This window comes from Staphylococcus sp. FSL W8-0271 (assembly GCF_038006605.1).
Classification (GTDB): Bacteria; Bacillota; Bacilli; order Staphylococcales; family Staphylococcaceae; genus Staphylococcus; species Staphylococcus cohnii.
Genome location: NZ_JBBOVM010000001.1, coordinates 1,103,342 through 1,115,893, shown reverse-complemented (window position 1 = coordinate 1,115,893; position 12,552 = coordinate 1,103,342). Strand labels below are relative to the sequence as shown.

Here is a 12,552-nt window from a genome sequence, read left to right as displayed (position 1 = left end):
TTTCTATTAAGTTAGCAAGTCTATGCATAGAAAAACACTTTCGTATGATTCATTTTAAATGAACTCAACGAAAGTGTTTTTATTTTAATCTCACTAATTAGGATTAATTCTTATATGATTCGATAGAAATTGAAGATTGTATTAAAAAAGAGGTTATATCAAAGGCTCTTTTTTGTACAATTTTTTAGAATAAACCTACTGCATGTCCATCATCTGTAACATCCATATTTAATGCGGCAGGTTGTTTAGGTAATCCTGGCATTGTCATTATTGCACCAGTCAGTGCAACAATAAATCCAGCACCTGTTTTAGCTTCTAATTCACGGATTGTAATTTCAAAACCTTCAGGTGCACCTAACAATGTAGCATCATCTGAAAATGAATATTGTGTTTTGGCCATACATACAGGGTAATGATCCCAACCATTTTCCTTAAATTGTTTTAATTGTTTTTGAGCTTTACTACTAAATGTTACTTTGCTACCACCGTAAATTTCTTTTACGATTGTTTCAATTTTATCTTCTAATGGTTGCTCTAGTTCATATAAATGTTTGAAATCTTGTGGTTGTTCGATTACTTCTAACACTTCGTTAGCTAAATCGATACCACCTTTACCACCTTTTTCCCAAACTTCTGTTAAAGCTAGTCGAACACCATTTTCTTTTGCCCATTCTTGAACAAATTTAGTTTCTGCTTCTGTATCATGTATAAATGCATTTAATGCAATCACTGGTTCTAATCCATATTTTTTCACATTATTTACATGTCGCTCTAAGTTTACAATTCCTGCTTTTAACGCATCAACATTTTCTTCTTTAAGGTTATCTTTTGCAACGCCACCATGCATTTTAATCGCCCGAATTGTAGCTACTACTACAACTGCAGATGGTTCAAATCCTGCTTCACGCGCTTTGATATCAATAAATTTCTCAGCACCTAAATCCGAGCCAAATCCTGCTTCTGTTACGACAATATCAGCTAATTCTCTAGCAGTTTGTGTAGCAAGAATCGAGTTACAACCATGTGCAATATTTGCAAATGGACCACCATGTACTAATGCAGGCGTTCCTTCTATCGTTTGTACTAAATTCGGTTTGATTGCGTCTTTAAGTATCATCGCTAAAGCACCTTCAACTTTTAAATCCGCAACAGTGACTGGTTTACGATCTCTTGTATAACCTACTGTAATTTTGCTGATTTTAGATTTCAAATCTTGAATGTCGTTAGCTAAACATAAAATCGCCATAATTTCTGAAGCAACTGTAATATTGAAGCCATCTTCGCGAGGTACACCTTGTGTTGGTCCGCCTAATCCTACAATCACATTTCTTAGGGCACGGTCATTCATGTCTAAAACGCGTTTCCACTCAATTCTTCTTTGATCTATACCTAAGTCATTTCCTTGATGAATGTGGTTATCAATAAATGCTGATAAAGCATTGTTCGCGGTAGTAATCGCATGGAAGTCACCATTAAAATGCAAGTTAATATCTTCCATTGGTAATACTTGAGCATAACCACCACCTGTCGCCCCACCTTTAATACCAAACGTTGGTCCTAAAGCAGGTTCACGTAAAGCAACCATGACATTTTGTTTCAATTGGTTAAATGCATCTGACAATCCCACTGTAACTGTTGATTTCCCTTCACCAGCTGGTGTTGGGCTCATAGCTGTTACCAACACAACTTTCCCTTTGTTCTCTTTTTGTTTAACTTGGTTGATATCTATCTTAGCCTTATAGTGTCCATATGGTTCTAAAGCATCTGCAGGAATGCCCACTTTTTCAGCAATATCTCCAATTGGTTGTAATGTTGATTGATTAGCAATATCTAAGTCTGATAAATGTGCCAAATTAATTCGCCCCTTCTTATATAAATTTTTATCACTTTTTAAATTTAAAATTCAATCAGTGAGTCAAAATTCCTTACACATTCATAATAACTAAATAATGTTGTGTTGTCGATTAATAGAGATAACGCTTTCAAAATAATAAGCGTCTTTTGTAAAGATATGATATATATTTCTACTCATATTGTTTTATTACACTAAAAACTCCTTTATTTCAAAATTTTAAGCTACGTTAAAACTTATCAATAAAGGAGTGTTTTTAGCTAGTTTTGCTTACTGAATAATCATAAAATACTTTGTATTTAATTAATCTTCCATCGTACTTAAGTCACCTTCTGGCAAGTCAAGTTCCCATGCTTTTAATACGCGACGCATAATTTTACCTGAACGTGTTTTAGGTAATTTTTCTTTAAATTCTATTTCGCGTGGTGCAGCATGTGCAGCTAATCCTTCTTTTACAAATTTACGAATTTCTTCTTTCAACTCATCACTTTCTTCGAATTCAGGACGTAGGGCAACAAATGCCTTGATAATTTCACCACGTACAGGATCAGGTTTACCAATGACTCCTGCTTCTGCAACAGCCTCATGTTCTACTAATTTTGATTCTACTTCAAATGGACCTACACGTTCTCCTGCTGTCATGATTACATCATCAACACGACCTTGGAACCAGAAATATCCATCTTCATCTTTATAAGCTGAATCTCCAGAAACATACCAGTCGCCGATAAAATACGATTCATATTTTTCAGGATTATTCCAAATGGAAATCATCATGGATGGCCAACCTTTTTTAATTGCTAAATTACCCATGCGATTTGGAGGTAATTCATTACCTTGGTCATCTACGATTGATGCCTCAATGCCTGGTAAAGGTTTACCCATTGAGCCTAATTTCACATCCATCGAAGGATAATTTACAATCATATGACCGCCCGTTTCAGTCATCCACCAAGTGTCTAATACCCGCAATCCAAATACATCTTTTGCCCATTTTATGACTTCTGGGTTTAACGGTTCACCGACAGATAAAATGCTCTTCAAGGATGACAAGTCATACTTTTCGACGATATCGTCACCAGCACTCATTAACATTCTTAACGCTGTTGGTGCTGTATACCAGATAGTCACTTTAAATTCTTCTATCATGCCATACCATGCTTCAGGAGAAAATCTACCTCCCGCAATACAATTCGTAATGCCGTTTAACCAAGGACTAAATATACCATACGATGTCCCTGTGACCCATCCTGGATCTGCTGTACACCAGTACACATCATCATCTTTAAAATCAAGTACATATTTACCTGAAATATAATGTACTAACATTGATTTTTGTGCATGTAATACACCTTTAGGTTGACCAGTTGATCCTGATGTATAATGTAAAATCAAACCATCATCTAGATCTAACCATTCCGTATCAAATTGATCACTTGCTTGTTCAAACTCACTATTGAAATCTACATATGCTTGATCGACATCATTATCAACTACTATGATTGTTTCTAAATTTGGTAACTTATCTACAGGTATTCTTGGTAATAAGCTATTTGTAGTAACAATTACTTTTGCCTCACTATTTTCTAGTCTATCTCCAACAGCTTTTTCCATAAATGCTTCAAATAATGGACCGACAATTGCACCGATTTTCAAAATACCAAATAATGCAAAATAAAGTTCAGGTGTTCGTGGCATGAAAATAAATACACGATCACCTTTTTCAACATTTGCCTTATCCTTTAAAACATTTGCAGCTTTATTCGATTTTAATTTCATTTCACTGAAAGTATAGCTTTCTTGTCGCTGATCATCTTTATAATGAAGTGCAACTTTTTCTCCTTTACCTTCATCCACATGGCGATCAATACATTCATGTGCCATATTCACTTTACCAGTGTCATACCATGAAAATGCTTTTTCGACCTCTTTCCAATCAAAGTTGTTGTATTGTTTCTCATAGTTTTGAAGGTTAAAATTTCCTTCTTCCCCTTTATATACTTCTACTTTCATTCTAAATCCCCCTCTTAATGAAATCGAATACTTAATGCATATTATAACTAACAAATTCGCAATTTTCAAAATAATTGGTGTAAACGGATACATTATCGTGTTAATTTTCTCTAAAATCCCTTATACTAAAACTATTAAAGGGTGAATATGATATTCATCTAAAGTCGTTTGGAGTGAAAAAATGGAACATATAAAAACGTATCAATTTCAATCATTTCATATGGACGAAGGTACATTTATTATAGAAGGTCCTGTTTCTAGAGAAAATCTTGAACTTATGACTTTTGATGATGGACTTTCTGCTTTTCGACAACCCGACGATCAATTTATAGCTATAAAAGAAATTAGTGAATTAGCAGAAGGCAGAATTTTTGTGATACGAAAGCATAAACATATAATAGGTTATGTCACTTATCATTATCCTGACCCACTAGAACGTTGGTCTGATGGTAAGCTTGAGTACTTAATAGAACTGGGTGCCATAGAAATCAGCTTACCTTATCGACATTTACATTTGGGCAGTAAACTCATTCGTTTAAGTTTGTCTGCTGATGAATATGAAGATTATATCGTATTAACCACTGAGTATTATTGGCATTGGGATTTAAAAAATGCAGGTCTTGATGTTTTTGCTTATAAAAAATTAATGCAAAAATTAATGGGTTATGGAGGCCTAGAAATTTTTGCTACAGATGATCCTGAAATCACTAGTCATCCAGCCAATTGTTTAATGGCAAGAATAGGTGCACGCATTTCCATTGATCAGTTACAAGCATTCGATGATTTAAGATACAAGAATCGCTTTTTCTTTTAAAGGGGAGTTAAATCAATATGAGCAATAACCAAAAAACTGGTTTTGTTTATTCAAACGAAATCTTACAATACCGTTTTAGTAATCAACATCCTTTCAATCAAATGAGATTGAAACTGACAACTGAATTATTAAGTGATTTAGGTTATTTAAAACCTGAACACATTGTTAAACCACGTATTGCAACAGATGACGAATTAAATTTGATTCATAGCTATGATTATATACAATCTATCAGACGTGCATCACATGGCATTTTAAATGACAATGAAGCTAAGAAATACGGCTTAGATGGAAGCGATACACTGCAATTTAGAATGATGCATAAACACAGTGCACGAATTGTGGGTGGTGCCCTTAATTTAGCTGATAAAATTATGGACGGTACGTTCACCAATGGTTGTCATTTAGGTGGTGGATTACATCATAGTTTGCCAGGTCGTGCAAATGGTTTCTGCATATACAATGATGTGGCAATTACCATTGCTTACCTCATCAAGCATTATGATTTACGTGTGATGTGTATAGATACAGATGCACATCATGGTGATGGAACACAATGGAGTTTTTATACTAACAACGATGCTTTAATTTATTCTATACATGAAACGGGTAAATTTTTATTCCCTGGGTCAGGAAACTATACAGAACGTGGCAATGAACAAGGCTTCGGTTATACCGTCAATATACCACTTGAACCGTACACAGAAGATGAATCATATCTCGAGGTCTTAAATGAAACATTAGAACCTGTTGTTGCCTCTTTCAAACCTGATATCATTGTGAGTGTACATGGTGTAGATATTCATTATTTAGATCCACTCACACATATGAGTTGTACCCTAAATGCACTATATGAAATCCCCTATAAAATTAAAGCATTAGCAGATAAATATACTGATGGAAAAGTGATTATGTTTGGAGGCGGTGGTTACAATATTTGGAAAGTTGTACCTCGTGCATGGACACATGTATTTTTGGCATTAATAGGTGAACAAAAACAACAAGGTGAATTACCTGAAAAATGGATAGCTAAGTGGACACCTTACGCTACTTGTGAACTACCAAAGACTTGGAAAGATCAAAAATTAGATTATCAATTGATACCCAGACGTAAAGAAATTACAGAGATCAATATGAAACATGCAACTCAAGTATTAAGTTGGTTTAAATAACACTTATTTTGATAGTTTTACTACATAAAAACACAGAGCATGATAAAGCCCCACTACTCAGTTCATTGAGATTAGTGGGGCTTATGCATTTCAGCTCAGGTAAAATTTAAAACCAGTGCATTCTTACTAAACTATAACCAAAAGCATAGTAAACATGCTTTTGGTTATACCATCTATGTTTTATTAAATTTATTTTGTTGTACCTCTATATTCAATTCTATGCGGTAAAATCACATTAGGTTCATCAATTTCTTCTTCGTTCATATATTTGGTTAATAATCTCATTCCCACTGCACCAATATCATACAATGGCTGAATCACACTTGATAATTGTGGTCTAACCATTTCTACTAATCGCGTATTATTAAAACTAACAATTTGTAAATCATCCGGAACAGTTACACCTTCATCTTGTGCTGCATGAACTAAACCAATTGCTTGTTCATCACTAATTGATAAAATAGCATCTGGTTTAGTAGATTTTAATGCACCAAATGCACGTAAACCATCTTTATATGTTTCATTACCATTGAAGATTAATTGTTCGTCCAATGTTAATTGATTTTCTGATAAAACTTCTTTTAATCCTTCTAACACATCATCTTGTGCCTTCTTAGAATAATCTCCACCTACAAAAGCAAAACGCTTTGCCCCTTTTTCGATCAAGTGTGCCGTTATTTCTTTTGCAGCAGTTTGGAAATCAATATTGACAGATGAAATTCCTTCATCTTTACCATTCGTACCTGATACAACCACTGGTACAGATGATTTATTAATCAACTCTTTAATTTCTTCTGATATGGTACCACCTAAAAAGATAATGCCATCTACTTGTTTGCTTAATAAATTATTAAAAATTTCTTTCTCTTTGCTCGGATCATTATCAGAATTAGAGATGATTGAGTGATATTTATACATCGTAGCAATGTCTTCTAAACCACGTGCAAGTTGTGAATAATACACATTTGAAATATCTGGGATAATTACCCCGACAGTCGTCGTACGTTTACTCGCTAATCCTCTTGCTACTGCGTTAGGACGATAACTCAATTTTTTTATTACTTCGTTCACTTTGTCTCGGGTTTCTGGTTTTACATTTTGGTTACCATTTACGACACGCGAAACAGTAGCCATAGATACTCTAGCTTCTCTAGCTACATCATAAATTGTTACAGTCATAAACTCCCTCCTTGAAAGCGATTTCTTTATCATTATACTCTGTTTTCATAACATTTTCAAAGTTTACCATATTTTTCGTAAATGTAAAATCATTTTGATTTGAATGTCATAATTATGTCAATTTCATAATAATTCATTAAATCTTATTTGAGTATTTTTTTTATTCCATTAACAATAAATTTTAAAAACAGTATCTATTTTCCGTATAAATAGTTATTATAAAGAAATATAAAAACCTCTATATGCACCTAAATAGTTAGTGTGCAAAATAGAGGTTATAAAATCATAATGACATATACTTTATTTTAATTGTTTGCTGTTATACATATCAGCTAATGGTTTTAATTCATTGTAGAATTTTTCAAATTCATTTAAATCCATTTGTTGCCCACTATCACTTAATGCAACGGAAGGATCTGGGTGAACTTCTGCCATAATGCCGTCAGCACCAACAGCTAAACCTGCTTTTGCAGTCGGTAACATGATATCTTTACGTCCAGTACTATGTGTAACATCTACTAAAACTGGTAAATGTGTCCCCTGTTTTAAAATCGGCACTGCGGAAATGTCTAATGTATTTCTAGTAGCTTTTTCATATGTACGTATACCACGTTCACATAAAATTATATTTTCATTACCTTGCGACGCAATATATTCAGCTGCAAAAATAAATTCTTCAATTGTAGCGGACAATCCACGTTTTAATAATACTGGTTTATTAGAACGCCCTGCTTCTTTTAATAATTCGAAATTTTGCATATTACGTGCACCAATTTGGAAGACATCTAAATATTGGTCAGCAATTTCAAAATCTGCTGGATTTACAATTTCACTTACAACATTTAAACCATATTTATCTTTTGTATTTTTAAGTATTTTAAGTCCTTCTTCACCTAATCCTTGGAAATCATAAGGTGATGTACGAGGTTTAAATGCACCACCTCTAATGAATTTCTCACCTTTAGCTTGTAAGTTTGCAGCAACTTCATCTACTTGTTCTTGTGACTCAACTGAGCATGGACCAAAAACAAATGATTTATTACCATCACCAATAATGCCTCCATTATCAAATTGAACAATCGTATCTTCTGGTTTCAATTTTCTAGACACATATAAGTGTTTTTCATTCTCTGATTTTTGCAAGTCAGTAGAGGCTTTAAAAATTTCTTTAAATAGTTGTTTAATCACATTATCATTAAACGGACCTTCATTTTTATCTAAAAGTTGATTAATCATTTCTTTTTCACGTTGAGGGTCATATACCATTGTACCCTGTTTGCGTTTTTCTTCACCTATTTTTTGTGCGATTTTCCCTCTTTTAGATAAAAGGTCTAATATTTGTTCATTAATTCCAACAATTTCATCTCTGTATTCTTGTAATTTGTCTGTCATTTTATTCACCTCTATGAAAATTTTACAGCGATATTTTGTTCTGCTTTAAAGCGATAAAATATTTGTTAAACGTAATTCTAACAATAACTACACATAAGTTCAAGTCTCAAACGTAAAAAATCACTTTTAAAGTGAATACGTTTAATGATAACTGAATTTTCTGTTATTTACTAGCCGTATTTTTACACTATTACATAAAATATAATTTTATTTCAACAATTCGTTACATCGTATGCAAGTAAATGATATATATCACTTGATATAAATAACTATACCTATTTTATCTTACGTTTATTTTTTAATCGTTACTTTTGAATGCACAGATATTTGTGGAAATAAGAATTAAAGTTTCCATTGCTAGTGTATAAATTGAGTCACGTTATAACCTATATAAACAAAGCACTTAGTGAATTTATTTAAGTAGTGTTTATTAAAATATACGTAAGAGGCTTATTTTTGAATAACAAAATTTAAATTGTACCGATTTTGCATCGTGCTGACGCCCGGGGAAATGATATGAGCGAGAGACTACAGGCTCGAGCCATATCCCTAGGCAACCATGCGCAATCAAAATTGTAAGTTTTTTATATAAAATGGACTCATCCATCATGTGTTTTCATATTAAGTTATATCTTTTGGTTAATTTAAAATATGACTTGCTATTAGCTTTATAAGTTAAATAATACGAAGCTGTTTCTATATGTATTAAAACACATCACTTATAGAGATTTTGCATCGTGCTGACGGCCCAGGGAAATGATATGGACGAGAGACTACAGGCTCGAGCCATATCCCTAGGCAAGCATGCACGATCAAAATCGTAATATTTTAAATATAAAGAGGACCAATCCATATTAAGGATTGGCCCTCTAATTTTGAGAATGGGGATTTATGTCCCAAACTCCATTTGATTATAGAATTTATTCCAAATTCAGATAACAGCTTTTAGTCATTAAATGTTCTTTTATCTATTTTACTTTTCGCTTTTTCAGACTTCTTGTTTTGTAATCTGTTTTTTGAATATGTTGGCACTTCTTGGTCAGAATTAGCTGAAACAGTACTATTATTACTAGAAGATTGCTTATTTATACCTTGTTCAGCATTATCATGAACAATTATACCATCTTTAAAAGACACACTTTTGTGTGTTTGTTTAACACGTTGTTCTGCAGCTTGAGGTGCATTATTAGTTGAAGCTTGACCATGTTTATCTGCAGAATTTTCTACTTTATTATTATTTTCTACTGCATTATCTAATTTCTTTGTAACTAAATTAGGTACCTTTTGATTAACTTTGGCTGTTAGCGTTTCAGGTTCTAATAAATCAACTGTCTTTTCAGCTACCTTAGGATCTTTAGACATTGCATCACGTTTTTGGTTAGCTGCTAATGCTAATCCTGCAGCAGTAATACTACCTGCAACTGTTGCTGATTTTAAACTATTTGTTGATTCAGCTTCAGTACTTTTAGTAACTAAATTAGGAACTGTCTTTTTAGAATTAGATTTTACATTTTCTTCAGCTACAAGTGCATTTGTGTTTTCCTTAACTGTCGCGTCATTTTTTAAAGCTTTATTTTTCTCTTCAGCAGCATTCGCTAATTTTGTAGCCGATACTGTACCATTTTTTGATGTTTCGTCAGAAGATGATGCAACTGTAGAATCAGATAAATGATGTGTTTCTGACTCTTGCTTAATTGCATTTTTTTGAGCATTTTTTTCACTTTCAGTTGGTTGTGCTTGTACATCAATATTGTTTAAATCATCATCTGATGCTTCACTTGATTTTTGTTCAGTTAATGTTTCTTGTGCTTGAGGTGACGTATTAGATAAGTTGTGTGTAGCCGTCTCTTGTTGAATAGCAACTTTTTGTGCATCTAATTCATTGTTTGTAATTGCTTTTTCTTTTATGTGCGCAACTTGACGTTCTGCTTCTGCTTTATCATTTTCAGTTTCTTTAACTACATTTGATTTGAATGCTTTTTTATTTTTAGGATCGGATTTATCACTTTGACGTGATTTACTAATAGAAACCAACCCTACAGCCGAACCTATCACTGCACCCACTATAAATCCATAAACAAACACATTTCTAGCGCCAGATGTAAAATATTCTGGAACTTCATAACTTTCTAAATTTCTTTCGAAATCATCTCGATTATAGTACTTCATAATTGAATGCCTCCTATAACAAATGCACTTAAATAAGTTTATACCTCATTTAAGTGCATTTGTTTTTTAAGTATATAAATGATTAATGGTCAACACGTGTAGTATAGCTATGATTTGCATCATCTGCTACGCTACTTGCTTTATAATTTGCACTTTCTCTACGATTTCTTCTGTTTTGCCATTTGTCAGCAACTTCCATTGCAACGTTTGACCATTGTACAACTTGAGAAATTTTATCTTCATTTTGAGAAATATTGTGCGTGATTGAGTTTGTAACTCGATCAACAGAACCATTTAATGTTTGAACTGAATCACCGATACCTTTCACAGCATCAACGACAGAGTTTAAACGTTCTGATTTATCTTGAATATCTTCAGTTAAGCGATTCGCTTTATGAAGTAAGTCAGTAGATTCACGTGTAATCCCTTGAATTTGTCCTTCAACTCCATCAAGAGTTTTAGCAACGTGATCTAAATTTTTCTTAACTGAAAGTAATACAACAACGATTCCTATACATAATACTAAAAAAGCAATCGCTGCAATTATTCCAGCTATAGGTAAAATCCATTCCATTTAAAACGCCTCCTAAAAAAACATATGTTGTTATTTAATATAAATACCCACATCATTTTAACATAAACATATTAAAATGAGGTAGTTACACCGATATTTTCCATATATGCACGTTGGATTTTTTGTATATCGCCTGCACCCATAAATAAGATAACTGCATCTTTATACTGTTCTAACGTATTTACACTTTGCTCATCAATAAGCGTGGAATCATCCACCCTTTTAACTAGGTCTTGAATAGTTAGTTCGCCATTATTTTCTCTTATTGATCCAAAAATTTCACATAAAAATGTTTTATCAGCAAGATTTAAACATTCAGCAAATTCTTCTAAAAAAGCCTGTGTTCTACTGAAAGTATGTGGTTGGAAAACAGCTATAACTTCTTTATTAGGATATTTTTTTCGTGCTGTCTCAATTGTAGCACTAATTTCTCTCGGATGGTGAGCATAATCATCCACTAATATTTGTTTACCCGCTTTTGTTTCATTAAATCTACGTTTTACACCACCAAATGTTTCTAACGCTTCTTTAATATTATCAACATTTAATCCTTCTAAATAACTTATTGCTATTACAGCAAGTCCATTTAAAATATTATGATCCCCAAATTGTGGAGATAAGAAAGTATCATAAAATTTATTATTAATATAAACATCAAATTGTGTACCTTTTTCACTAATTTGAATATTATCCGCATATATATCATCATTTTCAGAAAATCCATAATAATAAATAGGTACATCTGCTTTTAAATCACGAAGATATGGATCATCTCCCCAAGCTATAATTGCTTTTTTTACGTTATGTGCCATTTCTTGAAAAGCATTAAAAACGTCATGTACATCTTTAAAATAATCTGGATGATCAAAATCAATATTTGTCATAATTGTATAATCCGGATGATAACTTAAAAAATGTCTACGGTATTCACATGCTTCAAAAGCAAAGTAATCACTAGCAGGAATACCTAGACCTGTACCGTCTCCAATCAAGAAAGAAGTCTTTTTATCTCCGTTCATAACATGTGATAGTAAGCCAGTTGTAGACGTTTTACCATGTGCACCTGTTACCGCAACAGAAGTGTATTGATTAATAACATGACCTAAAAAATCATGATAGCGAATTACTTCTAAATTTAAATCGTGTGCGCGCACTACTTCTTCATGCGTATCAGGAAAGGCATTACCTTGAACAATGACCATATCTTCCTTTATATTATCTGCGTCAAAAGGTAGGATTTTTATACCTTTATTTTTTAATGCTACTTCTGTAAAAACATAATTCTTTATATCTGATCCTTGTACTTCATTTCCAAGATCATGCATGATTTGTGCTAATGAACTCATACCGGCACCTTTAATGCCGACAAAATGGTAATGTGTCATTG

Annotated in this window: 9 protein-coding genes; 2 read left to right on the top strand and 7 right to left on the bottom strand. The window is 32.9% G+C overall.

The window, feature by feature from the left end:
• Window positions 1–184: 184 nt before the first annotated feature.
• The gene (locus tag NST87_RS05570; protein WP_019467754.1) at window positions 185–1,852 is read right to left on the bottom strand and encodes a formate--tetrahydrofolate ligase; all 1,668 of its coding nucleotides are present in this window, start codon (window positions 1,850–1,852) and stop codon (window positions 185–187) included.
• Window positions 1,853–2,155: 303 nt separating this feature from the next.
• Window positions 2,156–3,865, bottom strand: a complete 1,710-nt coding sequence (gene acsA / locus NST87_RS05565; protein WP_019467755.1) for an acetate--CoA ligase — start codon at window positions 3,863–3,865, stop codon at window positions 2,156–2,158.
• 181 nt (window positions 3,866–4,046) lie between these two features.
• On the opposite strand from acsA, the gene NST87_RS05560 reads away from it, so the two are divergent.
• Both NST87_RS05560 and NST87_RS05555 read left to right on the top strand, forming a co-directional pair.
• Entirely contained in the window at window positions 4,047–4,679 is a 633-nt protein-coding gene (locus NST87_RS05560; protein ID WP_019467756.1) for a hypothetical protein, read from the top strand.
• Window positions 4,680–4,696: 17 nt separating this feature from the next.
• A complete protein-coding gene (locus NST87_RS05555; protein ID WP_019467757.1) occupies window positions 4,697–5,851 on the top strand; it encodes an acetoin utilization protein AcuC in 1,155 nt (384 codons plus the stop codon).
• A 189-nt stretch (window positions 5,852–6,040) separates the two neighbouring features.
• Here the strand turns inward: NST87_RS05555 and ccpA are convergent, their stop codons facing one another.
• From ccpA to murC, 5 genes are all read right to left on the bottom strand, one after another.
• Window positions 6,041–7,030 (bottom strand): catabolite control protein A, encoded by a 990-nt coding sequence (ccpA, locus tag NST87_RS05550; protein ID WP_019467758.1) that lies wholly within the window; start codon window positions 7,028–7,030, stop codon window positions 6,041–6,043.
• 300 nt (window positions 7,031–7,330) lie between these two features.
• Complete coding sequence (locus tag NST87_RS05545) at window positions 7,331–8,422, bottom strand: bifunctional 3-deoxy-7-phosphoheptulonate synthase/chorismate mutase (protein WP_040030104.1); 1,092 nt, start codon at window positions 8,420–8,422, stop codon at window positions 7,331–7,333.
• Between the two features lie 945 nt (window positions 8,423–9,367).
• Window positions 9,368–10,591, bottom strand: a complete 1,224-nt coding sequence (locus NST87_RS05540; RefSeq protein ID WP_019467697.1) for a hypothetical protein — start codon at window positions 10,589–10,591, stop codon at window positions 9,368–9,370.
• A gap of 82 nt (window positions 10,592–10,673) precedes the next feature.
• Complete coding sequence (locus tag NST87_RS05535) at window positions 10,674–11,165, bottom strand: DUF948 domain-containing protein (protein WP_019467698.1); 492 nt, start codon at window positions 11,163–11,165, stop codon at window positions 10,674–10,676.
• A gap of 71 nt (window positions 11,166–11,236) precedes the next feature.
• Window positions 11,237–12,550, bottom strand: a complete 1,314-nt coding sequence (murC, locus tag NST87_RS05530) for a UDP-N-acetylmuramate--L-alanine ligase (protein ID WP_019467699.1) — start codon at window positions 12,548–12,550, stop codon at window positions 11,237–11,239.
• Window positions 12,551–12,552: the final 2 nt, after the last annotated feature.

Coding starts and splice junctions, on each gene's coding strand:
- acsA (WP_019467755.1), bottom strand. CDS start 3,865: ATGAAAGTAGAAGTATATAAAGGGGAAGAAGGAAATTTTAACCTTCAA.
- NST87_RS05560 (WP_019467756.1), top strand. CDS start 4,047: ATGGAACATATAAAAACGTATCAATTTCAATCATTTCATATGGACGAA.
- NST87_RS05555 (WP_019467757.1), top strand. CDS start 4,697: ATGAGCAATAACCAAAAAACTGGTTTTGTTTATTCAAACGAAATCTTA.
- ccpA (WP_019467758.1), bottom strand. CDS start 7,030: ATGACTGTAACAATTTATGATGTAGCTAGAGAAGCTAGAGTATCTATG.
- NST87_RS05545 (WP_040030104.1), bottom strand. CDS start 8,422: ATGACAGACAAATTACAAGAATACAGAGATGAAATTGTTGGAATTAAT.
- NST87_RS05540 (WP_019467697.1), bottom strand. CDS start 10,591: ATGAAGTACTATAATCGAGATGATTTCGAAAGAAATTTAGAAAGTTAT.
- NST87_RS05535 (WP_019467698.1), bottom strand. CDS start 11,165: ATGGAATGGATTTTACCTATAGCTGGAATAATTGCAGCGATTGCTTTT.
- murC (WP_019467699.1), bottom strand. CDS start 12,550: ATGACACATTACCATTTTGTCGGCATTAAAGGTGCCGGTATGAGTTCA.